This is a genomic window from Fodinicola feengrottensis (genome assembly GCF_039530045.1).
Classification (GTDB): domain Bacteria; phylum Actinomycetota; class Actinomycetes; order Mycobacteriales; family HKI-0501; genus Fodinicola; species Fodinicola feengrottensis.
Genome location: NZ_BAAANY010000005.1, coordinates 126,659 through 152,982 on the forward strand (window position 1 = coordinate 126,659; position 26,324 = coordinate 152,982).

Consider the following 26,324-nt stretch of genomic DNA (forward strand, 5'->3'; position numbering starts at 1 on the left):
TTCGAGTGATGCGCGCCACTCTCGTACAAACCGGGGCGGCTGCCGTACGCCGTCGCCTCTCCCGCAAACCTCTCCATCCGCCCACCTTCGACGGCTGACTCCGCAGGTCACAGCCCTGATGTCGAGCAGGCAACGACCCAGGGGTCGAAAAGGTGAACCCCGTTTGTCGGCGCTGTTGCTACTTCGGTACAGTTCTCTTCGTCGCCGGGAGAACTTGCCGGGACATGCGGACGTAGCGCAGCTGGTAGCGCATCACCTTGCCAAGGTGAGGGTCGCGGGTTCGAATCCCGTCGTCCGCTCGGAAACCACATGAGGCCCAAACCCTCGCGGTGGAGTGGCCGAGAGGCGAGGCAACGGCCTGCAAAGCCGTCTACACGGGTTCGAATCCCGTCTCCACCTCTGCTACGCAAGGGCGATTAGCTCAGTGGGAGAGCGCTTCCCTGACACGGAAGAGGTCACTGGTTCAATCCCAGTATCGCCCACCAGTTGTGCAGCGCCTGTCCGGCTTCTCGCGGACAGGCGCTTTTTGGTTTCCTCCGGCCGCAGATCCAGCGTTGAGTGCGGGACAAAACCCCACACTCGACGTCGACTGCGGGATAAAGTCCCGCACTCGACGAAAACCCACCCCCGCCCGCCGACCAAGATCAACCACGCTGCCGCGGCGCACGAATTCCGGCATACTGTGCCACCAGGACGGTCACCAAACAGCCAGCGGAACAACAGACCAAACGATGTCCGATTTGGACTAGACCGAATTGCCGGCGACAGTCTAATCTCGACCGCTAACGGGGCCTGGCGGAGTTCCTGCGAAAGGTGGAGGGACCGATGACCGTGCCGGCGCCTTCCTCGGCCGCTGCCCTTGACCTTGATGTGGCGGTGTCGCAGTCCGGCTGGAGCCTTCGCGAGGTGTTGTCCCGGTTGTCGTGTGTCAGCGGGACTTTCGACCGGGTAGCGGACCTGCCCGGCGGGCTGACGAACCGGAATTTTCGGGTCACCGGCGCGGATTTCGATCTGGTGGTGCGGGTCTCGCCGGCGGACGACTCACCGCTGCCGATCGACCGGCAAGCCGAGCACCGGAACAGCCGGCTCGCAGCGGCCACCGGCGTCGGCGCTCAGGTGCTGGAATATCTGCCGGGCGAAGGGATCATGGCCGTCTCGTACATTCCAGGACGGACCCTCACCGAGGACGACATTCGCGGCGGTGCGTACGCCGAAAGGATCGCGGCGGCCTGTCAGCGGCTGCATGCGGGCGAGCGTTTTGTCAATGACTTTGACATGTTCGTGGTGCAGGCGGACTATCTCCGCATCATCCAGGAACGCGGTTTCGCGATCCCGGACGACTATCTGAGTTTCGCGCCGGCGGTCGAGCGCATCCGGGCCGCACTGGCCGCGCATCCGGTACCGACGGTGCCGTGTAACAACGACCTGCTGGCTGGCAACATGATCGACGACGGCACCTCGATCCGGCTGATCGACTACGAGTACGGCGGGAACAACGACCCCTGCTTCGAGCTCGGCAACATTTGGAGCGAGTCTGCTCTGGACCTGGAACAACTGGACCGGCTGGTGACCGCCTACTACCAGGGCCACCAACCGGACAAGGTGGCAAGGGCCCGGCTGCTCGGGCTGATGTCGAAGTACGGCTGGACGCTGTGGGCCGCGATCCAGCATGCCAGCTCAGATCTCGACTTCGATTTCTGGTCCTGGGGAATGGAAAAGTACGAACGGGCGCGACAGGAGTTCACTCGCGACGGATTTGACCGGCTGCTCGACCAAGCGGCACGCAGGACCTGACCACCGGAGGCGACATGCCGGATCCGACCAGCACCGACACCGACGACCTGGCCGGTTTCGGCTATCACCAACGGTTGTCCCGTACGTTGGGCAGCTTTTCCTCGTTCGCGGCCGGATTCAGCTACATCTCGATCCTCACCGGGATGTTCCAGCTGTTCGGCTTCGGGTACGGGTTCGGCGGCCCTGGGCTGTTCTGGACCTGGCTTTTCGTGCTGGCTGGCCAGTTCGCGGTAGCGCTGTGCTTCGCCGAGCTTGGCGCGAGGTTCCCGATCGCCGGTTCGGTCTACCAGTGGTCGAAACAGCTCGCCGGCCGGGCCGGCGCGTGGATGGCCGGCTGGGCGATGCTGGTCGGATCGATCGTGACGGTCGCGGCGGTTTCCATCGCACTGCAGATCGTGCTGCCGCCGATCTGGTCCGGTTTCCAGGTTTTCACCGACAACACCGTCAACGCGGTGTTTCTCGGCTGCTGCCTGTTGATTGTCACCACGATCATCAACATCCTCGGCGTGAAAGTGATCTCGAGGGTCAACAACATCGGGGTCTTCGTCGAACTGGTCGGCGCGGTCGCCATCATCGTGCTGTTGCTGTTCTCTGCCCGCCGCGGCCCGGATGTCGTGCTGCACACCCAAAACGCTGGTCAGGGGCTCCCCGGCTACGGTGTTTTCGGCTATGGGGCGGCACTTGTCGTCGCGGTCATCATGCCGGCGTACGTGATGTTCGGCTTCGACACCGCGTCCTCCTTGGCTGAGGAGACCAAAGAACCCCGCCGCCGGGTGCCGCGGGCGATCCTCAACGCGCTTGCCGCGGCCGGGATAGCCGGCGCGCTGCTGCTGCTTTTCGCGCTGATGGCCTCCCCCACCCTGGATCTGGCCGCGCTGCAAAAGGGCGGGCTGCCGCTGGTGCTGGAATCGGCGCTCGGCCCGACCGTCGCCAAGCTGCTGCTGGTAGACGTGGCCATCGCGATTTCGGTGTGTACGCTCGCGATCCACACCGCGAGCATCCGGATCATCTTCTCCATGGCGCGAGACAACAACCTGCCGTTCTCAGCGGGGCTGGCGCACGTTTCCGCACACCGACGGTCGCCGGTCGTGCCGGCGATCGTGGTCGGCGTGGTCGCGGCGCTGATCCTGCTGGTGAACATCGGCACTCCGCAGATCTTCACGCTGGTCACCAGCGTCTCGATCGTCATCGTCTATGTCGCCTACCTGCTGGTAACCGTGCCATTGCTCAGAAAACGGCTCCGTGGTTGGCCGCCGGACGGCCCGGCAAGCGGGCTTTTCGGCCTCGGCAGGTTCGGGCTGGCGATCAACATCGTCGCGGTCTGCTATGGCGCCTTCATGGCGGTCAACCTGGTTTGGCCGCGAGAAGCCATTTATGGCGCCGGTGGGTACGCCTGGGGTGGCTTGATCTTCGTCGTCGTCGTGCTCGGCGTGGGCGCCATCTACTACTTCACCGTCCAACGCCGCCGCACTTTCACCGTACTGACCGAACATCGCGCTGTCGCCGGCGCGTTGCCCATCGCTGCCGAAGACTAGAACCGAAGGAGTTCGCGCGTGCCGCAGGACCAGTCCTTTCCGTCCGCTGCCCGGATCGTCATCATCGGCGGCGGGGTCGGGGGCGCGAGCGTCGCGTACCACCTCGCCCAGCTCGGCGAGCGCGATGTGGTGGTGGTCGATCGCGACGAGCTGACCAGCGGGTCGACTTTCCATTCGGCCGGGCTGATAGGGCAGTTACGGGCGGATCCGACGCTGACCCGGATGAACATGTATTCGGTGGAGCTGTACCGGAAACTGCAGCAGTCCGAGCAGCCGCCGGGTTTCGTGGAATGCGGCGGTATCAAGCTCGCGTCCACCCCGGAACGGCTGGAGGAGATCCGCCGGCAGATCGGGTGGGCCCGGACTTTTGACTTGCCGCTCACTGAGATCTCCGCGCGGGAGGCCCAGGAGCTGTTCCCGTTGATGAACACCAGCGGGGTGGTGGGCGCCGCCTACCTGCCGACCGACGGGTACATCGACCCCTCCCAGCTGACTTACTCGCTGATGGCCGGCGCCCGGGCGGGTGGCGTTCAGGTGCACACGCACACCCGGGTTCTGGGCATTGACACCGAAAAACAGCGGGTCTGCCGAGTGCGTACGGACCGCGGCGACATCGAGACCGAGATCGTGGTCGACTGCGGCGGAATGTTCGCCGCCGAGATCGCCCGAATGGTCGGCGTCCGGGTGCCGATCGTGCCGATGTCCCACCAGTATCTCGTGACCGAAGGTTTTCGTGAACGTACCGGCAAACCGCTGCCCACCCTGCGCGATCCGGATCTGCTGATCTATTTCCGTGCGGAAGTCGACGGGCTGATCATGGGTGGGTACGAGCGCGACGCCCGGCCGTTCGCGTTGGACCCGTCCACATTGGACGCCGTGCCGGCCGACTTCAACGGCAAGCTGCTGACCGAGGACTGGCCGCGGTTCGAGGAAATCATGGAGAACGCGCAGACCCGGCTGCCCAGCGTCGGAGACGTGGGGATCCGCAAGCTGCTCAACGGGCCGGAGGCCTTCACCCCCGACAACGAGTTCTGCCTGGGCCAGACCGCGGTCGGTGGGTTCTTCGTGGCCGCCGGCTTCTGCGCGCACGGCATCGCCGGCGCCGGCGGCATCGGCCGGGTGATGGCCGAATGGATCGTCGAGGGCGAGCCGTCGTACGACGTGTGGCACATGGACATTCGCCGGTTCGGCCGGCATTACGAGTCACCGTCATACACTTTGGCTCGTACGCTAGAAAACTACGAAACCTACTACGACATCCGGTATCCGAACCACGAGCGCTCCGCGGGCCGGCCGCTGCGCACCTCGCCGGCCTATTCCTGGCACGTCGAGAAAGACGCGTTCTTCGGCGAGAAATCGGGCTGGGAGCGGGTGAACTACTACAACTCGAACGCGGCACAGGGCGACGAGACGCTGCGCCCGCGGGGCTGGGCCGGCCAGCACTGGTCGCCGGCCATTGGCGCCGAACACCTCGGCACCCGCCGAGCCGCCGGGCTCTTCGACGAGTCGTCGTTCTCGAAAATTCAGGTCACCGGGTCCGGTGCGGCTGAATTGATGGAATGGGTCTGCGACAACCGGGTCGCCCGCGAGATCGGCGCGGTGACGTACACGCAGGCGCTCAACAAACGCGGTGGCATCGAATGCGACTTCACCGTGACCCGAGTCGCCGAGCAGGAGTTCCTGGTCGTCACCGGCACCGCCTTCGGCACTCACGACGCGGCCTGGATCCGCCGGCAGGCGCAGCGGGATCCATCCGTACGGGTCACCGACGTGACCGGCCAGTGGGCCTGTTTCGCCTTGTGGGGGCCCCAAGCGCGAGACATCCTGAGCAGCCTTACGCCGGCCGACCTGGATGCTTTTCCTTTCATGACCATGCAGGAAATCCCGGTCGGGTCGGTGCCGGTACGAGCGTTGCGCGTCACTTTCGTTGGCGAGCTGGGTTGGGAGCTTTACTGTCCCAGCGAGTACGGCGCCACGCTCTGGCGGACGCTGTGGGCGGCCGGCCAGGAACACGGCCTGGTAGCCGGCGGCTATCGGGCGATTGACAGTATGCGGCTGGAAAAGGGCTACCGGGTGTGGGGCGCGGACATCGGACCGGCCCGCAACCCGTACGAGGCCGGCCTTGGTTTCTGCGTCAAGCTGGACAAACCCGGTGGCTTCCTGGGCAGGGACGCGATCGCTGAGGTGCGTGACCAGCGCATCAACTCTCCCCTGCAGGGCGAGCGGCTGCGCTGCCTGACGCTGGCGGACAAACGCGCGGTCGCCCTGGGCAACGAACCGGTCAGCATTGGCGACGCCGTCGTTGGCCGCATCACGTCCGGTGGTTTCGGCTACACAGTGGGGAAATCGATCGCGTACGCGTATTTGCCGACCGATCTTTCCAAGCCTGGCACGCCGGTCACCGTGGAGATTTTCGGTGAGGCGGTGGCCGGCGAGGTGGTCGCGGAGCCACTTTTCGACCCGCACGGCGAACGTATCCGGGCCTGACGTGTCAAAACCGACGGACGCGGCGACCACCATCGTCGGTGCCGGCGCGGTGGGATGCGCGGTGGCCTTGCACCTCGCCCGCGCCGGCTGGAAAGACGTGCAGGTGATCGAGTCCCACGATGTCGCCGAGGCGACCACTGGGCAGGCCGCCGGGTTGGTCGGCCAGGTGAGGTCCACTGTGGACCGGACCCGGTTGGCGATGGCTTCTGTCAACTTGTTTTCCCGGTTGGAGAAGGAGACTGGTTATCCACCGGATTGGCGGCAGACCGGCAGCATCCGGATCGCCTTGACCGCCGACCGGGCCGCCGAGTTCGAGCGGATGGCGGCGATCGCGCGGTCGGCCGGGCTGGAAACGGAATTCCTGTCCAACGCCCAGGTCACCGACCGGTTTCCCTTGCTGGACACCACCGCCATCCGCGCGGCACTGTGGTGTCCAACCGATGGCTATCTCCAGCCACACAGTTTGACCACCGCGTACGCAAGAGCCGCCCGCGATCTCGGCGTCACGTTCTGTCCACACACGACAGTGACCGGTGTAGACGTACGAGACGGGGTCGTCGAAGGATTGCGTACGAGCGCGGGCGACATTCGGACCGACCTGGTGATCAACGCGGCCGGGCCATGGGCCGCCGGACTCGCCGCCATGATCGGCGTCGACCTGCCGATTATCCCAGTCCGGCACGAATACTTCGTCAGTACGCCGACACCCGGTTGGTCGCCGGACCTGCCGGTCCTGCGGATTCCGGACCTTCACTTGTACGTAAGAGCCGAGTTGCGGTCAGTTTTGTGTGGTGGGTGGGAAGCGCGGGCGCTCAGCCGTGACCCGCGACGAGATCCGGTCGTCCCGATCGAGCCCGACTGGGACGTGTTGACCGGCTTCGCCACCGACCTCGAGACGGTCGTGCCGGGCGCTTCGCAGCTCAGGGTGGCCGAGGTTTTCCGCGGCTGGCCAGCGTTCGCGCCGGACGGCCGCTTCGTCGTCGGCCCGGTGCCGGGCGTACGAGGCTTCGTGATGGCGGCCGCCTGCAACGCCCACGGCGTCTCCGGATCGGCGGGTTTAGCGGAATACGTCATGGAAAGCATGCGGCCAGACCCGTCACCGTACGTGCAATCCCTTAGCCCGGCCCGATTCCTGCCCAACACCTTCGACTGGACCGATGCGCAGACCAAGGCACGCGCGGTCTACGAGAATTACTACGCCTTGACTTCATGAACTTGACGTTTTGGTAGTCATCAATCGGCGACTACCACCTTGTCGAGTTCGAGAAGGGGTTAGGTCCTTGCCCGCCGGTTTGTATAGTCCTCTACCGAGGCGGGTGGCGGTAGCGATGCTCAGTTTGGGAAGCGTAGTTCCTTGATATCGGCGAGATTGATGTGGTGTCGTGCGTATACCTTGACGGTGTTTTCGCCGGTGAGTTGTTCCTCGCCGATTGCCAGCTTGCGGGCAGTAGCAATGACTTCTTCGGGTGAGGTGCTCTCGATTTCGAGGTATGGCGGGATGAGTGGCCATTGGTCGATTTCGAGTTGGGCGTGGCCGAAGGCGAAGCTTGTGCGGCGGTTTTCTTGATACGACTTGGCGTTGAATCCGAGCTTCTCCAGCAGGAGGTTCGTGGTGGCGAAGTCGTTGACCACGATTTCGGTTTCATCGGTGCCGTCGATGTTGTCGTTGCGGATTTCTTTGACTGTGAGCGTTGTCTGGTTTCCGTTGTCACGTAGGCGGATCCATCGGGTGGCGTCGGTGGGATCGATGTCGTAGACGTAGCGTCGCATGGTGGTGATGGCTCGCGTCAGGGTTCCGCCGGCAACCAGGATGCGCGCGGTCATCTCGTCTGGGTCGATGTCGAGGACCTTGGCTTCGAACTCGGTGGCCATGCACTGTCTCCCGGGTGTGGTGAGTGTCTGGTCCATGAGGTGTATTCGTCTTGTCGCAGGGTCATGATCTCATCGCGCAGGCTGCTGGTCGCGAACTGTTCGACGCGCATGCAGAGGTCCATCCGCTGGATACAGACGCCCACTTGGAATCCGCCGGCGCGGTCTCGGTAGAGCCGGACACCGTAGTAGCCCTCCTGACAGTCGGTCGGGTTGTTGAATCGGCATCCGGTGCATGTCTGCGGCAGCCGTACGGATCGGATTCGCTTCACCCAGATCGCCCTGCCGGTTGGCAGCCGGTATCGCGTGCGCCACCCCGACGCGCCCGCGGTGACGTAATGCGCTTCGGGTTCTGCATGCACCTGGTCAAGGACCGCGTCGATGGCCTGCAAAGATTTGGTGCCGGCGTCCAGGGAGTTCAGCAGCCGCACGGAGAGCCGTTCGGAGTAGTCGCACAGCAGCCTCAGTACGCGCGGGATATGGGTGGAGTCCGGTACGACGATGTTGGCTCGGGCGTCGATGCCCGCGCTGAGTGCTGTCTCGATGGAGCGGCGGAGCGCGTGGATCTTGCGTTCGGCACGGGTGGCGTCACGGTATCGATCGTCCTGGACCTGCGCCAACTCCACTGCGGTGGTGCCGAAGATCGAGAAGTTCACCCGTTTCAGGCCCGCCGCCGCACACGCCGGCAGCACTCGGGCCCCGTTCTCGCCGTTGGAGGTCATCGCCACCCCGAAGCCGACCTCGCGAGCGACCGTGATGACCTGGTCCAAGCCGGGATGCAGCGTGGGTTCCCCGCCGGTGAGATGAAGCTCGCGAAGGTCCAACCTGTCACGCAGCACCCCCAGAGCGGTCGCGAACTCCCGCGTCGGCCCGACCGTCGCTGGCAGGAAACGCGCCCCGTTGGACCCGAGATAGATCGACCGCCGGCCCGACCTGCCACCGTCAGTAAAGGCGCCGGTGCGGTTGCCGAGATTGTCGGCGACCACCGGTGTTCCCTCGTTGTGGCAGAACGTGCACGTCAAGCCGCATGCGTCGATCACCTTGACACGAAGTGTGCGGTCCACGTCGACATGTACGGGTAAGTCGTCCACAGGTTCACCATCCCTAGCGATGACCGCACGCAAGCCTGGAGAACCGACTCACGTCAGATGCAATAGATGTAGCTCTATTGCATCATCATGGATAAGTGAAGTCAATAGAGCTAGCTGTATATGCTGGTCGGCGTGGCACACATGGGTTACAGGTATCGTTATCTGGTTAAATGAGTTGGGTAGATAAGGGGATGCAGTGGCCACGGGCTACCGGGAGCTCGCGCAGACGTTGCGCGGCAGGATTCTCAACGGCGAATACGAGCCAGGAGCGACGCTGCCCAAGCAGGAGGAGTTGGCGTTGAGGTTCGGCGTCAACATCGGCACGGTACGCAAGGCCGTCGGGCTGCTGGAGGCTGAAGGTCTAGTGACGCCCGTCCGGCGCCGAGGCACTGTCGTACGCGATCGGCCGCCAATGCGCAGGCTTGGCGTTGAACGCTACGCCAAACACAAGTGGAAGTTCGGCGACGTTGTTGCTTTCGCCGCTGATCGCGAGGCGTCCGGGCGCACCTGGCGACCAACTGACCAGACCCAGACTGTCCACCAGGTCGAAGCCGACGCCGAGGTGGCCGCCGCGTTCGCGATCCCGCCGGGCTCCCCGGTGTACGAGCGAGCGCGACTCATCCTCGACGACGGATCACCCACCCACACGCTCACCAGCTACTACCTTCCCGCACACGTCGAAGGAACACCACTGGTGAACCCGACACCAGGACCAGCGGGACGCGGCGGCGGCTTCGCAGTGCTCACATTGCAGGGGCTAGAACCACACCACATCACCGAAAGCCTGCACGCGCGCATGCCAGTTCCCAGCGAGGGCGAACAACTCAAACTCCCCGCAGGGGAACCGGTGGTCGTCCTGGAACGACGCACGTACACCATCGACGATCAGATCATCGAATTCGCCCGCGGAATCCACGCGGCCAGCCGATTCTCCTGGACGTACAACTTTCAACTCCCCGACTGACCGCCGCGAGGACATCCATCGCCATGCCAGCACCCGAGCTGACCGCCGAGCAGTACGCCGACGTGGAAACCCTGTGGGACTACCACCAACTCGGCCACCAGCTGCGACCCGCCGACATCGCCATCGGACTGGGCAGCCATGACCTCGGCGTCGCCACCCACACCGCGCAACTGTTCGACCAGGGACTGTTCCCGCGGATCGTCTTCACCGGCGCCAACGCCCCGACAACCATCGAACGATTCCCGCGCGGCGAAGCCGTCCACTACCGCGAACACGCACTGGAACTCGGCGTACCCGACAACGCCATCCTCATCGAAACCAAAGCCCGCAACACCGGCGAGAACTTCACCCTAACCCGTGCTCTGCTGAAACAACTGGATATCCAGGTCCGCTCGGCGATCGTGGTCAGCCGGCCCTACCAACAACGCCGCGCCTACGCCACTGCGAAAAGACAATGGTCCGGGCTGGACATCATCTGCTCATCCGAGAAAATGCCGCTCACCGACTACATCGCGGCCATCGGGGACACCAAACGCGTCATCGACATGCTCGTCGGCGACACCCAACGCATCACCGTCCACGCCCATCAAGGATTCGCAGTCGCCCAGGACATTCCCGAGCACGTCCAAGCGGCTTACGAGCGCCTTCGCGACGCCGGCTTCACCAGCCGAATCCTGCCCTAGCCCAGGTGTTTCGTGCCGACTGCGGGCCACCGGCGTGTAATGCACGGGATTGCCTGTCCTGTAAGGGAAACTGAGCTTGTCGAGGTTCTTCAGCGCCGGCACATCCAGGTCTTCAGCGCCTTCCCTGGCCGTCACCCTGACTTCGGGGGCTCGGCACTCCCTTTACCCACCCCAAAGGGCTTTCGACACTGGGCTTCGACCAGACCCGTTTCCAGACCCAGCCACCAGTCTGCTATCGGGCCACCTGGCAGCTACCCGGACCGGACTCACACCGGCAAGCGACGACGAGCCGACAACCACAGATCACCTACACACGACAACCGCCAGCCTGCTGGTCGCACGAAAGAGGGAGGTTAGGCGCCGAAGATGTCCTCCACCGCGCGGCGGGCGCGGCGGGTGGTGCGGAGGTAGGAGTCGACGAAGGACTGAGGATCGTCGGTTTCCCGGTCGACGACCCACGCCACGCCGGCCAGATCGGGCCCATAGCGCGGAAGTTGGTCGGACGGGCGGCCGCGGACCAGCATCAGAGCGTTGCGTACGCGAGTGGCCAGCCGCCAGGCGGTGATCATGTCGGCGGCGCAGTGGTGCGCGATCAGGCCGGCTTCGGCGGCGGCCTGTAGAGCGTCCAATGTGGACGTTGAGCGCAGGTCGTGGACCGCGCGGGCATGCTGCATCTGGACGAGCTGGATGGTCCACTCGATGTCGCCCAGGCCACCCCGGCCGAGTTTGGTGTGGGTGGTCGGATCGGCGCCGCGGGGCAGCCGCTCGGCATTGACTCGGGCCTTCAGCCTGCGAATTTCGGTGACACCGGCCTGATCCAGGCCTCCGACCGGGTAACGCAAATCGTCGGCGATCCACAGCAGTCGCTCGCCGACTTCGGCATCGCCGGCGGCGACCCGGGCACGCAACAGCGCCTGCGCCTCCCAGACGCTGGACCAGCGGCGGTAATAGGCCTCGTACGACGCGAGGCTCCGCGACAACGGGCCCTGCCGGCCTTCCGGTCGCAAGCCCGCGTCGACGGTCAGCGGTGGATCGACCGAGCGGGCCGCGAGCAGCCGCTGCACCCGTTCCGCGACAGCGATCGCGGCGCGAGCCGCGTCCGCGTCGGCCACGCCCTCGTCCGGCTCGTGCACGAAAAGCACGTCGGCGTCGGACGAATATCCGATTTCCTGCCCGCCGAGGCGGCCGAGCGCGATGATCGCGATCCGGGCTGGCAACGGCTCACCGCGCTCGGCGGTCACGCCGCGGATCGCCGCCTGCAAGGTGGCCGCCAACACCGCGTCCGAAACGTCCGAGAGCGCCTGCCCGACTTCCCGGACATCGAGCAACCGCAACACATCCGCGCACGCGATCCGCAGCAGCTCACGGCGCCGGAGCGTACGCACCGCGGTCACCGCGGCCACCGGCTCGACCGACCGGGCGGCCGCACCGGTCATCGAGGTCAGCAATGTTTCGAAGCTGCGCGGCTTCAGCTCGTTGTCGTCGGCCAGCAGCTGCAGGGCCTCCGGGTCGCGGGACAGCAGATCCGCCACATACCGGCTGGCGCCGAGCAGTTGCGCGGTCCGCTGCGCCACCGGGCCGCTGTCCCGCAGCAGCCGCAGATACCACGGCGTACGGCCCAGCAACTCGGACACTTTCCGGTACGCGAGCAGACCGGCGTCCGGGTTCGGCGAGTCCGCGAAGGTGAAGAGCATCGCCGGCAGCAGGGTCCGCTGGATCGCGGCCGTCCGGCTGACGCCGGTGGTCAGCGCCTCGACGTGCCGCAACGCACCGGCTGGGTCAGTGAAACCGAGCACGCCGAGCCGGTCGCGGGCCGCCTCCGGGCTCAGCCTGTACGCGTCCGACGGCACCCGCGCGACCGCCTCCAGCAACGGCCGGTAGAACAGTTTTTCGTGCAGTTGGCGGACCAGCCTGGCCACCTGCGCCCACTGCGCGAGGAAGGCCTCAACCGGTCCCTTCTCGGCCGAGCCCATGATGCCCAGCGACCGGGCCAGCCAGCGCACGCCATCGTCGTCGTCCGGGATCCGGTGGGTACGCCGAAGCCGCTGCAACTGCAGCCGGTGCTCGACGGTCCGGAGGAACCTGTAGGCCTCCCCCATCGCGGTCCCGTCGGCCAGCCCGACATAGCCGCCCGCACGCAGCTTGGCCAGCGCTTCCAACGTGTTGCCACTGCGGATTTCCGGGTCCGTACGACCGTGCACCAGCTGCAGCAACTGAACGGCGAACTCAATGTCCCGCAACCCGCCGGGGCCGAGCTTGATCTCCTTGGCGGCCTCCGCGCTGGGCAGGTGATCGACGACCCGGCGGCGCATCGCCCGCACGTCCGCGACCACCCCGTCCGCATCCGCCGCCTTCCAGACCAGCGGCGACACGATGCCCAGCCACTCGCCGCCCAGCGCCAGGTCACCGGCCGCCGGCCGGGCCTTCAGCAGCGCCTGGAACTCCCACGTGCGGGCCCATTTCTGGTAATAGGCCTGGTGGCTCGCGAGCGTACGCACCAGCGGGCCGTCCTTGCCCTCTGGCCGCAGCGCCGCGTCCACCGGCCAGGCGGCCTGCTGGCAGATCCGCATCATGCTGCTGGCCAGCGTGGTCGCGGTCCGCAGCGCGCCCTCGCAGTCGCCGTCCGGATCGGCTGGCTCGGCAACGAAAAGCACGTCGACGTCACTGACGTAGTTGAGCTCGAGGCCGCCGCATTTGCCCATCGCCACCACCGCCAGCCGGGCCGGCGGCCGACCGGCCGGCAGGGTGGCGGCGGCAACCGACAAGGCGGCCTGCAACAACGCGTCGGCGAGGTCCGCGAGCTCCGCCGACACCTCGTCCATGCTGGAGGCGCCGGTGATGTCCCGAGCGGCCAGACAGAGCAGCCGGCGCTGGTATTCGTTGCGCAGAGCCAGCACCGCGGCCGGCCCGATCACAGTGGCATGCGCACCACTCGTACCGGTGGTCGGTCCGTCGGCGATCTTCGCGCCCACCGCCCCGAGCAGACCGGCAACGAGCTCGCCAGTGGCTGGGCGGTGTGCGTACGCGCCGGGGTCGGTCAGCTCGTGCCAGAGCTGCGGGCGGGCCGCGATCAGGTCACCGAAGGCCGAAGACGCCCCCAGCACACCCAACAGCCGGCGGCGCAATCCCGCGCCCTCGCGAAGCGCCGGCAGCACGGCCGGATCCTCGGTGGCGAGCCGGTGCAACGACAGCAGCGCGAGGTCCGGATCGCCGACCCCGCCGAGCGCGACGAGGATCTCCTCAGCCGGGCTGTCCACGACGGCGCCGGCCTCCCACAAACCCAACGGCACACCGGTCAGGAGGTCGGCAGCTCGGTCCGTACGCAACAGCCCATATCTGGCAAGTCGCGCCGCTCCACCTCCGCGCACCGCGGTCGCCTAGTGGTCCGCGCCGAGAATCGGCAGGCCGGGCCGGCCGGCCGTCAGCTCGCCGCGGACCACCGCGGCGAACCGCTCGGCGAACGGCTGCCACGCCTCCTGCACGTCATCGAGCACGCTGACGAACCGTTCCAGCAACTCGTCCGGCTCCCAGCCAATCGCGGCAACCCGCTCGGCGTCTTCGGCGATCCAGCCGGCCAGCATCTCCTTGTCGCATTCGATATGAAACTGCAGCCCCCACACCCGGTCACCGACTCGGAAAGCCTCGTGCGGGCAGCGCGGCGAGGCGGCCAGCAGCACCGCGTCCGGCGGGAGCAGCACCACTTCGTCGGTGTGGAACTGCAGCACGTCCGGGGCCAGCGGCATCGGACCGAACAGCGGGTCGCTCTCAGCCCGGTCGCGCTTGCCGACCAGCCGCGGCCCAATGTCGCCGCCGTTCTCGGCGCGGGCCACCCGGCCGCCAAACGCGCGCGCGACCAGCTGGCCGCCCAGACACACTCCCAGCACTGGCCGACGGTCCTGCCGGGCCGTCCGCATCAGCGCCGACAGCTCCGGGAACCACTGCGTTTTCGTGGCCGGATCAGGGGTCGCGAAGGCGTCCTGCGCGCCACCGAGCACCAGCATCCCGCTGTGTGCGGCCAGATCCGCGGGCAGCGGATCGCCGGCGTGCGGGCGTACGAGATCGAGCTCCAGCCCGGCGCCGGTCAACCAGTCACCGAGCCGGCCGGGGCCGTCGCTCGGGTCGTTCTCCACCACCAGCAGCGGGCTCGTCGTCACGCATCCAACCCTACTTCCCGCGCCGAGGTCAGAACCGGCCACCGCCAGATCGCCAGAGCAGCCAGCGCCGCACTCGGTTGACGATGGCCAGGAACGACAGGGCGAAGACGCCGAGCACGGCCGCTCCGCCGAGACAGACCTCGTGCAGGTCGTCGGCGGCGAAGTTCAGCTCTCCGACGAACAGGTGGGTCCCGTAGTAGGTGCCAAGGAACAATCTGGTCACGTAGTAGCCGCCGATGAAGAAACCCACCACCATCGCGAGGGAGAAAAACGCCCAGAGGGCCCCGCCGCGAGTGGTCCGCCGGTTGGCTGCCGCGCCCCGGTTGTTGGCCTGTGCCATCACCTGGCTGAACGGCATCATGCCTGGCTGCGGTGGCGGGTTCGGCTGGAAGCCGCCCGGCGGCTGCGCATAGCCGGCGGACGGGTCGGCCGGATACGGCTGTGCCCCGAAAGCCGGGTAGTTCGGGTCCTGCTCAGGAAAGTTCGGCTGCGACATCTGGCATCCAAGGAGTGAGGGAAACCCGCAACGGTTTGACGGTCATCGCATCTGCTGCCGGTATCGGCGCAGCGTGTCCCGGACGTGGAAAAAGCCGAACACGGCCATGCCGCTGAAACCGAGCACCATCGAGCCGATAGGTCCGTACTGAAGCACCGCTTCCGGGCCCAAGTTCTGCTGCTTCGCCCACCAGGCCCCGCCGAGATAGCCTGCTGCGAAGCACGCAAGGACCGTGACCAGGCTGAACACCACCCAGAGCGCGTATTTGACGCCGCGCGGCTTAGCGGGAACGTACGGAATGATCTGGCCGGACGCCCCAAGGATGTCCGGCTGTGAGAAGCCGCCTGGCTGGTGGAAACCGGCCGGCGGCTGCGCGAACCCGGCCGGCTGTCCATGCTGCTGATACTGCGTGCCCGCGGGTGGGTAGCCGGGACCAGGTGGCGGAAAGTTTGGTTGCGACATCTGACATCCACGGGAGTTGGAGGGGCGGTCTGGCCACCGTAGTTGACCTTCCCGCCCACACCCATGACCAGCGCAAATCCCTGACCGGGAGGCCCGCGAAGCTGCCCGTACGGGAGTCGGTCAGCGGGTGAACCGCCGGATGGCCGCTCCCCCGAACCCGATGGCGAGCCCCAGCACCATAAGTATCGGAAGCCGCACCGCAGACCCGCCTCGAATGTCCCATGTCAGCCACACATACCCGCCGAACAGGACGAGCGTGATGGGCACCGACACCAGATAGAACACCACTCGCAAACGGGCCTTGGCCGGGCTGCCCGGCCGCACGCCCACCTGCATGAACTGCAACCACGGTGACAGCGGCCGCTGCCCGTACGGCCGCGGACCATAGCCCTGCCGCGAATAACCAGCCGGCGGCTGGCCGTAACCCTGCTGCCCGTACGGCGGAGGGCCATAACCTGGCTGCGGGTATCCGGGCGGCGGCTGCGGTTGGGCGTACGGCTGTGGGTAGCCCGGAGCCGGCTGACCGTCCGGCGGTGGCGCGGAGCCGTACTGCTGAGCTGGCGGGCCGTACTGCCGCGGCGCAGGGCCTGCCGGCGGTGGGTATGCCGGCGGCGGACGGTACGACTGGGCCGGCGGCGGTGGCAGCGGGACCGGTGGTGGCCCAGCCTGATCTGGCCAGTGCTGCTGTGACATGGAAATCCCCGTGGTTGACGCGCATCGCCGGCAACTGCCCGTGATGTTGCTGCCACGCTAGGGGGTCGAACGCGTAGACCGCAATGGGGTTCGTTGAACCCACCGGCCGCGAACGTCTAGAGCGAGGGCAGGTAGCGCATTCGCTCGTACGGGGTGACCTGGCTGCGGAAGTCTTCCCACTCGGCGCGCTTGTTCTTCAGGAAGAAGTCGAAAACGTGCTCGCCGAGCGTCTCGGCGATCAGCTCGCTGGTCTCCATCACCCGCAGCGCGTCGGACAGATTGTGCGGGAGGTCGGTGAAACCCATCGCCCGCCGCTCGGCCTCGGTCAGCGCCGACACGTCGTCCTCGGCGCCAGCTGGCAGCTCATAACCCTTTTCGATGCCGCGGAGGCCCGCGGCCAGCAGCACCGCGAAGGTCAGATACGGGTTGCAGGCGGAGTCAATCGAGCGGACCTCGACGCGGGCCGAGTTCGCTTTCCCGTACGCGGGCACCCTGACCAGCGCGGACCTGTTCAGGTGGCCCCAGCAGACGTACGCCGGCGACTCAGTGATGCGACCGTCCAGCGGAGCGCCGAAGAGGCGCTTGTACGAGTTGACCCACTGGTTAGTGACCGCGGTGAACTCCCGCGCGTGCACCAGCAGGCCGGCGATGAACTGGCGGCCGACCGTCGACAGCTTCATCCCGTCGGTCGGGTCGTGGAACGCGTTGTTTTCGCCGGTGAACAGCGAAAGATGGGTGTGCATGCCGGAGCCGGGCTGGTCCGAGAACGGCTTGGGCATGAAGGTCGCGTAGACGCCCTGCGACAGCGCGACCTCCTTCACCACATGCCGGAAGGTCATCACGTTGTCGGCGGTCGCGAGCGCGTCCGCATATCGCAGATCGATCTCCTGCTGGCCGGGCGCGACCTCGTGGTGGCTGAACTCCACCGAGATGCCGATCCGTTCCAGCGCCAACACGGCCTGCCGGCGAAAGTCGCGGGCGGCCGAGTGGGTGGTGTGGTCGAAATAGCCGCCGCTGTCCACCGGGATGGGCGGCGAGCCGTCCGCCGGCACCTCGTCCATCAGATAGAACTCGATCTCGGGGTGGGTGTAGAAGCTGAAACCCTTTTCCGAGGCCCGGTCCAGCGCGCGCCGGAGCACGTGCCGCGGGTCAGCCCAGGAAGGCGACCCGTCCGGCATCTTGATGTCGCAGAACATCCGCGCGCTCTCGCCGTGCAGCCCGCCCTCGAACGGGAAGACCTGGAAGCTGGACGGGTCTGGCATGGCGACCATGTCGGACTCGTACACCCGGGCGAAGCCCTCGATCGCGGACCCGTCGAAGCCGATGCCCTCCTCGAACGCGGACTCCAGCTCGGCCGGCGCCACCGACACCGACTTGAGGGTGCCGAGGATGTCGGTGAACCAGAGCCGGACGAACCGGATGTCGCGCTCTTCCAGGGTTCGCAACACGAACTCCTGCTGGCGGTCCACCATCTATCCCCCTGTCGACGCCGTCAACCGGCCCGCGGCTCACTCTGTCCCGTTCAGACAACTATCCAACAGGGCAGAGTGTGCCGCCGACGTGTTTCGGGCTCGTTACAGGGGCGGCCGACACGGCGTGTCTCACCGGCGAAAGCGGTTGCCCCCACGAATGATCCGCATGCCGATCCGAAACACCCAGAGGGCGATCAGCACCGGGAACAGGAAGATCAGGGCGATCGGGTTGTCCTGGCTGACCACTCGTACGACGACGGTGAGGATGACACCGAAGATGATCAGGACGATCGGCGCCACGTAGAACAGCCACGGCGGCAGCGACGAGACCCAGCCCATGAAGCCGGCCTGGCGCTGCGGCTGGTACGGAGACGGGCCGCCGAACGGCTGGGCGCCGTACTGCGGCTGGCCCTGGAACGGCTGCTGGCCGTAGCCCTGCGGCGCGGGCTGCTGGTAGCCCTGTTGTGGGGGCTGCTGGTAGCCCTGCTGGGGCTGGCCGTAGCCCTGCTGGGGCTGGCCATATCCGGGTTGGGGCTGGCCGTAGCCCTGCTGCGGCTGCTGACCGTACGCCTGCTGGGGGTCATAACTGGGCTGCTGTCCGTACGCCGGTGGCACCGGGGGTGCGTCCTGCGGTTGCTGTTGCCCGTACGGCTGGTCGGCTGGTGGGTAGCCAGGTTGACTCATGTTCTTCGCCTTCTTAGAAATGCCGCGGGTGGCCGGTGTCGAAATAGTGACATGCCCATGCCACCAAAGGCGGACCTTTTACCCCGTCATGACCAACCGCTGCCTGAACGGGCGGCCGTACGGACGAGCGTCACGTCGGCCACACCCGCGGTGCGGTTCGGCCGGCAACCTGGAGAATATGGCTATGCCCAAGCTGCGTGTGGCCCTGGCCCAGCTCGACCCGGTGGTCGGCGACATCGCCGGCAACGCGAACCTCGTCCTCGACGCGGCCCGGCGCGCGCACGCGGCCGGCGCCGGGATCGTCGCGGTCGGCGAGATGTTCCTGACCGGCTATCCCGCCGAGGACCTGCTCTACCGGGATTCCTTCGCGGACGCGAGCCGCGCCGAGCTGGCCCGGCTTGCCACCCGACTGCGGGCCGAAGGGCTCGGCGAGATCGCGGTCGTCACCGGCTACTACGACCTGGACGGGCCGCTGACCCGCGGCCCGGACGACGGCACCGGCGGCGGCCCCCGCAACGCCGCCGCACTGCTTTACGACGGCCAGGTCGTCACCAAGTATTTCAAGCACTACTTGCCAAACTACGGCGTCTTCGACGAAGACCGGTATTTCAACCGCGGTGACCGGCTGCCGATCATCCGGTTGGGGCTGCCGGACGGCGATGTCGACCTCGCGATCGTCATCTGCGAGGACATGTGGGCCACCGGTGGCCCGGTCACCGCCGCCGGCGAGGCCGGCGTCAACCTGGTGCTGAGCATCAACGCGTCGCCGTACGAGCAGACCAAGAGCGACGGCCGGCTGGAGCTCTGCCAGCGACGGGCCCGCGAGGCCGGTGCCCCGCTGGCGTACGTGAACATCCTCGGTGGGCAGGACGAGCTGGTCTTCGACGGTGACTCGCTGGTCGTGGACGCCCATGGCGAGCTGCTGGCGCGGGCCGCGCAGTTCGCCGAAGAGCTGCTCGTGGTCGATCTCGATCTCGAGCCGGCGAGGTCCACTGTGGATGGTGAGCTGGCCGCAATGGCCGTCGAGCGGCTCCGGCTGGAGCTGCCGGCCGTGCCGCCGATCACGTCGCCCGCGCTCGTACGGGTGGCTGAGCGACTGTCCGCCGACGGCGAGGTGTGGTCGGCGCTGGTGCTCGGACTTCAGGACTACATCAAGAAAAACGGCTTCCGCTCGGTGGTGTTGGGGCTGTCCGGCGGCATCGACTCCAGCATCGTGGCGGCGATCGCGGCCGACGCGATCGGGCCCGCGAACGTGGTCGGCGTCTCGATGCCGACCAAATACTCCTCGGACCATTCGCAAAGCGACGCGGCCGACCTGGCCAAGCGGATCGGGCTGGACTTTCGGATCGTGCCGATCGCCGGCTTCGTCGAGGCCATCAACGGCGAACTCGGTTTCACCGGCCTCGCCGAGGAGAACCTGCAGGCCAGGTTGCGCGGCGCGATCGTCCTGATGGGACTGTCCAATTCCGAAGGCCATCTCGTGCTGACCACTGGCAACAAGAGTGAGCTGGCGATGGGTTATTCCACCCTCTACGGCGATTCATGCGGCGGCTTCAACCCGATCAAGGACGTACTGAAGACAACGGTGTGGCGACTTTCCCGCTGGCGCAACGAAGAAGCCGTCCGCCGTGGCCAAACCCCGCCGATCCCGGAAAACGCGATCAGCAAACCGCCGTCCGCCGAGCTGCGGCCCGGCCAGCTGGACACCGATTCGCTGCCCCCGTACGAACAACTGGACGCGATCCTGTCCGGCTACGTCGACGGCGACCTGGGCCGCGCCGACCTGCTGGCGGCCGGCCACGACCCGGCGATCGTCGACCGGGTCGTACGCTCGGTCGACCTCGCCGAATACAAGCGCCGGCAGTCCGCCCCTGGGCCAAAAATCACCGGAAAGGCCTTCGGCCGCGACCGCCGCCTCCCGATGACCAACGGCTGGCGCGAACACGGCTGAATGCCTACGGGACCGCGGCCTTCGCCAGCGCAAACGTCGAGTTCGCCAGCTGGGCGTAAGGGATCTGGGTTTTCTCCAGGGGATCGACTTAGTGTCCTGCGCTCGCGCGAGTCAGCTCGCGGAGGGTGACAGCCACCGCTGGGCGCTGGTCGGAGCCGCGCCGGAAGGTGACGTGCACCTTTCGGAAGATCGGCGGGCGCAGCGCGACGAACCGGACACCCGGCGGATCGGTCGTACGACCGAGGTTCGGCAGCAGGGCGATGCCGAGGCCGGCGCTGGCGAGTGCTTCCTGGACCCTGAATTCGCGAGCCCGGTGGGCGATCAGCGGCTCGAAGCCGGCGGCCCGGCAGGCGCGCTGGACGAGCAGGCCGAAAGCGGTGCCCACCAGACCCGCGATCCACCTCTCGCCGGACAGGTCCGCGATGGCGATCGACTCCGCGGCGGCCAGTCGATGGCCGGCCGGCAACGCGACCACGACCGGGTCGTCGAGGAGGTGGACCGAGATCGTGCCGCCGTCGGACAGCGGCGTCAGCAGGTCGTACTCGTACGTGACCAGAATGTCGAGCGCTCCGGAACGCAGCAGCCGCAGGCCGTCCGCCGGGTCCGTCTCCAGGATGCCGAGGCTGACCGCCGGGAACCGCTTCGCGATCACCTGACCGGCCGGCACGACCAGCGCGGTAGCGGCGGACGGGAAGGCGCCGACCCGGACCTCGCCCTCGACCGTCGTACGCGCCGCGTGCAGCTCCGCGGCGGCCGCGTCGAGGTCGTCGACGATTCGTTGGCCGCGCTCCACCAATGCCCGTGCCGCCGGCGTCAGCAACACCCGGCGGCCGTCGCGTTCCAGCAGCTGGACGCCGGTCTCCCGTTCCAGGGCTGACAGCTGCTGCGACACCGCCGACGGCGTGAAGCCCAGAACCCGGGCGGTGGCCGCGATGGTGCCGCAACGGCTGAGCTCGCACAGCACGCGCACCCGTCGCAGATCCAACATCGTTAGCAGATCTTACGCCGGGGCACGCCGAGTTTCACTGGACGTACCGAAGAGGCCGCGGTGATGCTGGTCGGATGCTGCTCGATTTCTTGGTGTCCGGCAAAAACCGGGCCAGACTGGCCATCCTTCCGACCCCGATGCACCCGCTCAAGCGATTGTCCGGACGGCTCGGCGGCCCGGAGCTCTGGATCAAACGGGACGACCTGACCGGCCTCGCCGGCGGCGGCAACAAGACCCGCAAGCTGGAGTTCCTGGTCGGCGACGCGATCGCGCAGGGCGCCGACACGCTGGTGACGGTCGGCGCCATCCAGTCCAACCACACCCGGCAGACCGCCGCGGCCGCCGCCCGGACCGGGCTGCACTGCGCGCTGCTGCACAACGGCTGGACAGCGGAGCCGGGCAAGGCCTATCGGGCGGCCGGGAACCCGCTGCTCAGCGAACTGCTCGGCGCTGAGCTCTACCTCGACGAAACCGTCCGGGGCCTCGGTGAGCACGGGCAGCTCGAGGCGCTCGCCGATCATCTGCGCGCGCAGGGCCGCCGGCCGTACGTCATTCCCCGGGGCGGCTCGGATCACCCGCTCGGCGGCCTCGGCTATGTGCTCTGCGCCTCCGAGATCGCCATTCAAAGCGCCGAGTGGGGAGTGGAGTTCGACACCGTGCTGCACTGCACGGGAAGCAGTGGCACGCAGGCAGGCCTGCTCGCCGGGTTTGCCGCGCTGGACGCCGACACGCGGGTCATCGGCGTCTCCGATGACGGCCACCAGACGCGCAAGCGCGAACGCGTCCTACGGCTGGCCAACGCGACCCTCGCCGAACTCGGCCTGCCAAACAGGATTGGTCCGGAGCGGGTCGAGATCGTGGTCGCGGACGAATCGCCATACGGCGTGGCCAGCGACGCCGTCCTCGCCGCCGTCCGACTCTTCGCCACCACCGAAGGCCTGGTCGCCGACCCGGTCTACGAGGGTCGTACGATCCGCGGCCTGATCGACCTGGCCGCCGGCCCGACGCTCGGCCGGCGCGTCCTTGTCCTGCACCTGGGCGGCTCGCCCGCCATCCACGGTTACGCCGACCAGCTTTGGCGCGACGGGCTGCAGCCGCTCCCGCCAACCGCTAGTCCCACGTGACCAGGGACGGCGACAGGTCCACGCATCGGCATGGACGGGCGCCGGGCATCCTCGGATTCGGTTACCGCCAGCCGCACACCCGGGAGCCGTGCGAACAGTGATCGCCAGCGACTTCGCCCACCAGCTGGCAGATCACCGGGATGGGCAGCGGAAAGGCGACGTTCTGCACCAGTCCAACGACGAAGTCACGCCTACGGCTGGTCGGCGAGCCGCCCGAGCAGCGCACGCGGCACCACCGTCACCGGATATGGCCGGTCCGTTGAAAACGTCTCATCCCCGCTGATCTTGGCCACCAATTCGTACGCACCTTCGCTGGTCAGCTTGAAAACTGTCAGCTCGATGGGGGTCGGATTGACCACCCAGTAGGAGGTCACGCCCATCCGGGCATATGCCGCCTTCTTTGTGTTCAGGTCGTTCAGAGCTGTGCTCGGCGACAGCACCTCGACCGCCAGCAGCGGTGCCACTGGCAAGTTCTTCTCGGTGAAGTCGTCAAAACGACCGACCAGCACGTCAGGCTGCAACTCGGTCGAATACGACGGCTGGACCGCGAAAGGCCCGACCACCACGTCGCACTCCGGCGGGCAGGCCGCTTCCAGGAGGCCGTACAGCTTGCCGATGATCTTCTGATGCCGCCTGCCTGGCGCGGGGCTCACCATGAGCATCCCGTCAATGAGCTCGTACCGATGACCATCAGCCGGCATTGCCTCCAAGTCACGCACCGCGAAAGGGCGTCCCGAGGTCGAGCCGGTGAAAGCCTCTTGTGTCATGACCACCATCGTGCCCTCCTTCCCTGTCAAGAGGAAGTCGACCAGCCCGGTGCGACAGAAACGCGCCGCACCTTCCAGCGAGCAGGACTCACAGCCGTTCCCCTCTTCTGCGACCCAGGCGGGGCCGCTAGAGTCTGTTCACATAGCGAATTTCTGTTCGCCATGCGAACATCGACATGCTGGGAGACTCGATGAGCGCTACCGAAACGACCACCAGACGAGGATGGGTGCTGCCGCTGTGTTGGACGGCGGTGTTGCTCGACGGGTTCGACCTGGTGGTGCTCGGCACGGTGCTGCCGGTGCTGCTGGCCGGCCATATCTGGGGCCTCACGCCAGCGACCGCGACACTGATCTCGACGGTGGGGCTGGTCGGGATGACGTTTGGCGCGATGCTGATCGGTACGGTCACCGATCTGATCGGGCGGCGTCGCGCGGTGATCATTTCGGTGATCACCTTCTCGACTTTTACGCTGCTGTGCGCTTTCGCGCCGTCGGCACCGATCTTCGGACTGTTGCGGCTGCTCGCCGGGATCGGCCTTGGCGGCTGCCTGCCCACCGCTATCACGCTGACTTCTGAGCATTACGCGCGTACCGGCAAGGCAAGCACCGCAACGACGGTGATCATGACCGGCTATCACGTCGGCGCGATGGCGACGGCACTGCTGGGCATCCTGTTCATCAAGACGCTCGGCTGGCAGGCGCTCTTCGTTTTCGGCGCCCTGCCCTGCCTTGTGCTGGTGCCGCTGATGATCCGCTACCTGCCTGACTCGCCGGTCACGGCCGAGGCGAAGCCGACCCTGCGAGCCGCGATCGCCACACTGTTCTCCGGCAAGCTGGTCTGGCGGACGATCGCGTTCTGGGTCACGTCCTTCCTGGGCCTGATTTTGGTGTACGGGCTGAATACCTGGCTGCCGGAAATCATGCGTCAGGCCGGCTACGAACTCGGCGCCGCGCTGGGTCTGCTGCTGACCCTCAACTTCGGTGGCGTCATCGGGCTTCTGGTTGCCGGCTATGTCGCCGACCGGATCGGCATCAGCCGCTCGACCATCAGTTGGTTCGCCGTCGGCGCGGTTTTCCTCGCGCTGCTGAGCGTCAACATCCCGGCGGTCGGCCTCTACATCGCGGTTTTCCTCGCCGGCGGCTTCGTGTTCAGCGCGCAGGTCCTGGTTTACGCGTACGTCACCCGTACCTATCCCTCGCACGCCCGCGCGACCGGTCTCGGCTGGACCGCCGGCGTCGGCCGGATCGGCGCGATCTGTGGTCCGCTGATCGGCGGCGCGCTGCTCACCGCGGGCATCGCCTATCCGTGGGGTTTCTACATCTTCGCCGCGATCGCGCTGTTCGCGGCGATCGCCGTGTCGACCGTAGGCGGCACAACTGTCAAGGAACCGGTCCGTCAATAGGTGACGGCCGCGCGAGTTCCCGGGTCAGTCGGCCAACTGGCCGAGCAACGCGCGTGGCACCACCGTCACCGGATATGGCTTGTCCGCCTGGAAAATCTCATCCCCACTGACCTTGGCCAGCAACTCGTACGCACCTTCGCTGGTCAGCTCGAAAACGGTCAGCGTCACCGAGACCGGGTCGATGACCCAATAGGAGGCGACGCCCATTCGCGCATACGCGGCCTTCTTGTAGTTGAGATCGTTCAGTGCCGTGCTGGGCGACAGCACCTCGACCACCAGCAGCGGCGCCACTGGCAAATTCTTCTCGGTGAAGTCGTCAAAACGACCGACCAGCACATCAGGCTGCAACTCGGTCGAATCCGACGGCTGGACCGCGAAGGGCGCGGCCACCACCACGAACCCGTCCGGGCGCGCCGCCCGGAGGACGACAAACAGCTCACCGGCGACCGTTTGGTGCCGCCAACCCGGCGCGGGGCTCACGATGAGCGTCCCGTCGATGAGTTCGTACCGGTGGCCGTCATCCGGCATCGCCTCCAGGTCGCGCACCGTGAAGGCGCGGCCCGAGGTCAAGCCGGTGAAAGCTTCCGCAGTCATGACGCCCATGGTGCACTCCTTCCTCGCCGAGAGGAAGTCGACCAGCCGGCACTGACAGAAATGCGCCGCACCGCTTGCTGTGAAATGTTTCTCAGCGCGGCCGCGACGCCGGCGTGCCACGCTGGTCACTAACCCGGGGACGCGGGATATCCGCGCTTCGAGGCACACTCCAAAGGAGACTGCGATGGCTCAGAATCCATCCACCGAACCCAGCCTGTACGGCGGCGCGGTCCATCGGCGGGTACGCATTCGCGACCTGCACACGGCCAAGGAGCACGGCGAGCGCTGGCCGATGCTGACCAGCTACGACCAGTACACGGCGATCATCTTCGACGAGGCCGGCATCCCCGTACTGCTGGTCGGCGACTCGGCGTCGAACAACGTGTTCGGCTACGACACCACTCTTCCGGTCACCGTCGACGACCTGTTGCCGCTGGTCAGAGCGGTCGTACGAAGCACCCAGCGGGCGCTGGTCATCGCCGACCTGCCGTTCGGCTCGTTCGAGGCGTCCGCCGAGCAGGCACTGGGCACGGCGGTGAGGTTCATGAAAGCCGGCGCGCAGGCCGTCAAGCTGGAGGGCGGCCGACGGGTAGCGCCGCAGGTGGAGGCACTGACCGGAGCCGGCATCCCGGTGATGGCGCACATCGGCTTCACCCCGCAGCACGAGCACACCCTCGGCGGCTACCGCGTACAAGGCCGTGGCAGCGACGGCGACCGGCTGGTGCACGACGCGATCTGCCTGGCCGAAGCCGGCGCCTTCGCGGTCGTCCTGGAAATGGTGCCGTCCGAGGTGGCCAAGCGGATCACCGGCGAGCTACGGATTCCGACGGTCGGCATCGGCGCGGGCCCGAACTGCGACGCGCAGGTGCTGGTCTGGCAGGACATGGCCGGCCTGCGCGGCGGAAAGCTGCCGCGGTTCGTCAAGCAGTACGCCGACATGCGTACGGTCCTGAACGACGCCGTCGCGCACTACGCCGACGAGGTACGTACGGGCCAGTTCCCCACCGACGCCCACTCCTTCGAATAGCCACTCTCGGTAATCCCCACCCAACTGGAGTGGCTCCCCGCAACGGGGTCCCTCGTCGAGTGCGGGACTTTATCCCGCACTCGACG

22 protein-coding genes and 3 tRNA genes are annotated in these 26,324 nt (G+C 66.9%); 13 read left to right on the forward strand and 12 right to left on the reverse strand.

What is annotated here, in order from left to right; all coding sequences use genetic code 11:
- The first annotated feature begins 226 nt into the window (after nucleotides 1-226).
- From ABD301_RS06775 to ABD301_RS06805, 7 genes are all read left to right on the forward strand, one after another.
- Nucleotides 227-299, forward strand: a tRNA-Gly gene (locus ABD301_RS06775).
- Between the two features lie 29 nt (nucleotides 300-328).
- A tRNA-Cys gene (locus tag ABD301_RS06780) sits at nucleotides 329-399 on the forward strand.
- An 11-nt stretch (nucleotides 400-410) separates the two neighbouring features.
- A tRNA-Val gene (locus tag ABD301_RS06785) sits at nucleotides 411-485 on the forward strand.
- A gap of 340 nt (nucleotides 486-825) precedes the next feature.
- Nucleotides 826-1,794, forward strand: a complete 969-nt coding sequence (locus ABD301_RS06790; protein WP_163570237.1) for a choline kinase family protein — start codon at nucleotides 826-828, stop codon at nucleotides 1,792-1,794.
- 14 nt (nucleotides 1,795-1,808) lie between these two features.
- On the forward strand, nucleotides 1,809-3,329 hold the full coding sequence (locus ABD301_RS06795; protein ID WP_344308161.1) for an amino acid permease: 1,521 nt from the start codon (nucleotides 1,809-1,811) through the stop codon (nucleotides 3,327-3,329).
- A gap of 18 nt (nucleotides 3,330-3,347) precedes the next feature.
- Entirely contained in the window at nucleotides 3,348-5,816 is a 2,469-nt protein-coding gene (locus ABD301_RS06800) for a GcvT family protein (RefSeq protein WP_344308163.1), read from the forward strand.
- Nucleotide 5,817: 1 nt separating this feature from the next.
- Nucleotides 5,818-7,029, forward strand: a complete 1,212-nt coding sequence (locus ABD301_RS06805) for an NAD(P)/FAD-dependent oxidoreductase (RefSeq protein ID WP_344308166.1) — start codon at nucleotides 5,818-5,820, stop codon at nucleotides 7,027-7,029.
- Nucleotides 7,030-7,148: 119 nt separating this feature from the next.
- On the opposite strand, the gene ABD301_RS06810 is transcribed toward ABD301_RS06805, so the two are convergent.
- Both ABD301_RS06810 and ABD301_RS06815 read right to left on the reverse strand, forming a co-directional pair.
- Nucleotides 7,149-7,688, reverse strand: a complete 540-nt coding sequence (locus tag ABD301_RS06810) for a class IV adenylate cyclase (protein WP_163570231.1) — start codon at nucleotides 7,686-7,688, stop codon at nucleotides 7,149-7,151.
- On the reverse strand, nucleotides 7,637-8,776 hold the full coding sequence (locus ABD301_RS06815) for a radical SAM protein (RefSeq protein ID WP_344308169.1): 1,140 nt from the start codon (nucleotides 8,774-8,776) through the stop codon (nucleotides 7,637-7,639). The genes ABD301_RS06810 and ABD301_RS06815 overlap by 52 nt, the downstream gene beginning before the upstream one ends.
- A gap of 196 nt (nucleotides 8,777-8,972) precedes the next feature.
- On the opposite strand from ABD301_RS06815, the gene ABD301_RS06820 reads away from it, so the two are divergent.
- Nucleotides 8,973-9,740 carry a GntR family transcriptional regulator gene (locus ABD301_RS06820; protein ID WP_163570230.1) on the forward strand — a complete coding sequence of 256 codons (768 nt, stop codon included), beginning with the start codon at nucleotides 8,973-8,975 and terminating at the stop codon, nucleotides 9,738-9,740.
- Between the two features lie 23 nt (nucleotides 9,741-9,763).
- The gene (locus tag ABD301_RS06825) at nucleotides 9,764-10,423 is read left to right on the forward strand and encodes a YdcF family protein (RefSeq protein ID WP_344308172.1); all 660 of its coding nucleotides are present in this window, start codon (nucleotides 9,764-9,766) and stop codon (nucleotides 10,421-10,423) included.
- Nucleotides 10,424-10,776: 353 nt separating this feature from the next.
- Here ABD301_RS06825 and ABD301_RS06830 read toward each other — a convergent pair whose 3' ends face one another.
- The 7 genes from ABD301_RS06830 to ABD301_RS06860 form a co-directional block, all read right to left on the reverse strand.
- Nucleotides 10,777-13,791: a bifunctional [glutamine synthetase] adenylyltransferase/[glutamine synthetase]-adenylyl-L-tyrosine phosphorylase gene (locus ABD301_RS06830; protein ID WP_344308174.1), complete on the reverse strand. Its 3,015-nt coding sequence runs from the start codon at nucleotides 13,789-13,791 to the stop codon at nucleotides 10,777-10,779.
- 9 nt (nucleotides 13,792-13,800) lie between these two features.
- On the reverse strand, nucleotides 13,801-14,577 hold the full coding sequence (locus tag ABD301_RS06835; protein WP_344308176.1) for a type 1 glutamine amidotransferase: 777 nt from the start codon (nucleotides 14,575-14,577) through the stop codon (nucleotides 13,801-13,803).
- A 28-nt stretch (nucleotides 14,578-14,605) separates the two neighbouring features.
- On the reverse strand, nucleotides 14,606-15,073 hold the full coding sequence (locus ABD301_RS06840) for a hypothetical protein (protein WP_344308178.1): 468 nt from the start codon (nucleotides 15,071-15,073) through the stop codon (nucleotides 14,606-14,608).
- 42 nt (nucleotides 15,074-15,115) lie between these two features.
- Nucleotides 15,116-15,535: a hypothetical protein gene (locus ABD301_RS06845; protein ID WP_344308180.1), complete on the reverse strand. Its 420-nt coding sequence runs from the start codon at nucleotides 15,533-15,535 to the stop codon at nucleotides 15,116-15,118.
- 120 nt (nucleotides 15,536-15,655) lie between these two features.
- The gene (locus ABD301_RS06850) at nucleotides 15,656-16,228 is read right to left on the reverse strand and encodes a hypothetical protein (protein WP_344308182.1); all 573 of its coding nucleotides are present in this window, start codon (nucleotides 16,226-16,228) and stop codon (nucleotides 15,656-15,658) included.
- A gap of 116 nt (nucleotides 16,229-16,344) precedes the next feature.
- Nucleotides 16,345-17,697: a glutamine synthetase family protein gene (locus ABD301_RS06855; RefSeq protein WP_344308588.1), complete on the reverse strand. Its 1,353-nt coding sequence runs from the start codon at nucleotides 17,695-17,697 to the stop codon at nucleotides 16,345-16,347.
- Nucleotides 17,698-17,829: 132 nt separating this feature from the next.
- Nucleotides 17,830-18,384 carry a hypothetical protein gene (locus ABD301_RS06860; RefSeq protein ID WP_163570181.1) on the reverse strand — a complete coding sequence of 185 codons (555 nt, stop codon included), beginning with the start codon at nucleotides 18,382-18,384 and terminating at the stop codon, nucleotides 17,830-17,832.
- Between the two features lie 184 nt (nucleotides 18,385-18,568).
- On the opposite strand from ABD301_RS06860, the gene ABD301_RS06865 reads away from it, so the two are divergent.
- Nucleotides 18,569-20,335, forward strand: a complete 1,767-nt coding sequence (locus ABD301_RS06865) for an NAD+ synthase (RefSeq protein WP_344308184.1) — start codon at nucleotides 18,569-18,571, stop codon at nucleotides 20,333-20,335.
- Between the two features lie 88 nt (nucleotides 20,336-20,423).
- On the opposite strand, the gene ABD301_RS06870 is transcribed toward ABD301_RS06865, so the two are convergent.
- A complete protein-coding gene (locus ABD301_RS06870; RefSeq protein ID WP_344308186.1) occupies nucleotides 20,424-21,323 on the reverse strand; it encodes a LysR family transcriptional regulator in 900 nt (299 codons plus the stop codon).
- 74 nt (nucleotides 21,324-21,397) lie between these two features.
- On the opposite strand from ABD301_RS06870, the gene ABD301_RS06875 reads away from it, so the two are divergent.
- Nucleotides 21,398-22,447 (forward strand): D-cysteine desulfhydrase family protein, encoded by a 1,050-nt coding sequence (locus tag ABD301_RS06875; protein ID WP_344308188.1) that lies wholly within the window; start codon nucleotides 21,398-21,400, stop codon nucleotides 22,445-22,447.
- A gap of 191 nt (nucleotides 22,448-22,638) precedes the next feature.
- Here the strand turns inward: ABD301_RS06875 and ABD301_RS06880 are convergent, their stop codons facing one another.
- Nucleotides 22,639-23,223 carry a Uma2 family endonuclease gene (locus tag ABD301_RS06880; protein ID WP_163570219.1) on the reverse strand — a complete coding sequence of 195 codons (585 nt, stop codon included), beginning with the start codon at nucleotides 23,221-23,223 and terminating at the stop codon, nucleotides 22,639-22,641.
- Between the two features lie 182 nt (nucleotides 23,224-23,405).
- Between ABD301_RS06880 and ABD301_RS06885 the strand changes: the two genes are divergently transcribed.
- Entirely contained in the window at nucleotides 23,406-24,617 is a 1,212-nt protein-coding gene (locus ABD301_RS06885; RefSeq protein WP_163570217.1) for an MFS transporter, read from the forward strand.
- A 24-nt stretch (nucleotides 24,618-24,641) separates the two neighbouring features.
- Here the strand turns inward: ABD301_RS06885 and ABD301_RS06890 are convergent, their stop codons facing one another.
- Nucleotides 24,642-25,211, reverse strand: coding sequence for a Uma2 family endonuclease (locus ABD301_RS06890; RefSeq protein ID WP_163570295.1), 570 nt, complete (start codon nucleotides 25,209-25,211; stop codon nucleotides 24,642-24,644).
- A 184-nt stretch (nucleotides 25,212-25,395) separates the two neighbouring features.
- Here ABD301_RS06890 and panB point away from each other — a divergent pair, with 184 nt between their 5' ends.
- Nucleotides 25,396-26,238 carry a 3-methyl-2-oxobutanoate hydroxymethyltransferase gene (gene panB / locus ABD301_RS06895; protein ID WP_163570215.1) on the forward strand — a complete coding sequence of 281 codons (843 nt, stop codon included), beginning with the start codon at nucleotides 25,396-25,398 and terminating at the stop codon, nucleotides 26,236-26,238.
- Nucleotides 26,239-26,324: the final 86 nt, after the last annotated feature.

Excerpts from the sequence above, each read along its gene's own strand:
- ABD301_RS06825 (WP_344308172.1), top strand. The coding sequence starts at position 9,764 with ATGCCAGCACCCGAGCTGACCGCCGAGCAGTACGCCGACGTGGAAACC.
- panB (WP_163570215.1), top strand. The coding sequence starts at position 25,396 with ATGGCTCAGAATCCATCCACCGAACCCAGCCTGTACGGCGGCGCGGTC.
- ABD301_RS06870 (WP_344308186.1), bottom strand. The coding sequence starts at position 21,323 with ATGTTGGATCTGCGACGGGTGCGCGTGCTGTGCGAGCTCAGCCGTTGC.
- ABD301_RS06865 (WP_344308184.1), top strand. The coding sequence starts at position 18,569 with ATGCCCAAGCTGCGTGTGGCCCTGGCCCAGCTCGACCCGGTGGTCGGC.
- ABD301_RS06840 (WP_344308178.1), bottom strand. The coding sequence starts at position 15,073 with ATGTCGCAGCCGAACTTTCCTGAGCAGGACCCGAACTACCCGGCTTTC.
- ABD301_RS06875 (WP_344308188.1), top strand. The coding sequence starts at position 21,398 with ATGCTGCTCGATTTCTTGGTGTCCGGCAAAAACCGGGCCAGACTGGCC.
- ABD301_RS06885 (WP_163570217.1), top strand. The coding sequence starts at position 23,406 with ATGAGCGCTACCGAAACGACCACCAGACGAGGATGGGTGCTGCCGCTG.
- ABD301_RS06845 (WP_344308180.1), bottom strand. The coding sequence starts at position 15,535 with ATGTCGCAACCAAACTTTCCGCCACCTGGTCCCGGCTACCCACCCGCG.
- ABD301_RS06850 (WP_344308182.1), bottom strand. The coding sequence starts at position 16,228 with ATGTCACAGCAGCACTGGCCAGATCAGGCTGGGCCACCACCGGTCCCG.
- ABD301_RS06890 (WP_163570295.1), bottom strand. The coding sequence starts at position 25,211 with ATGACTGCGGAAGCTTTCACCGGCTTGACCTCGGGCCGCGCCTTCACG.
- ABD301_RS06810 (WP_163570231.1), bottom strand. The coding sequence starts at position 7,688 with ATGGCCACCGAGTTCGAAGCCAAGGTCCTCGACATCGACCCAGACGAG.
- ABD301_RS06795 (WP_344308161.1), top strand. The coding sequence starts at position 1,809 with ATGCCGGATCCGACCAGCACCGACACCGACGACCTGGCCGGTTTCGGC.
- ABD301_RS06880 (WP_163570219.1), bottom strand. The coding sequence starts at position 23,223 with ATGGTGGTCATGACACAAGAGGCTTTCACCGGCTCGACCTCGGGACGC.
- ABD301_RS06790 (WP_163570237.1), top strand. The coding sequence starts at position 826 with ATGACCGTGCCGGCGCCTTCCTCGGCCGCTGCCCTTGACCTTGATGTG.
- ABD301_RS06860 (WP_163570181.1), bottom strand. The coding sequence starts at position 18,384 with ATGAGTCAACCTGGCTACCCACCAGCCGACCAGCCGTACGGGCAACAG.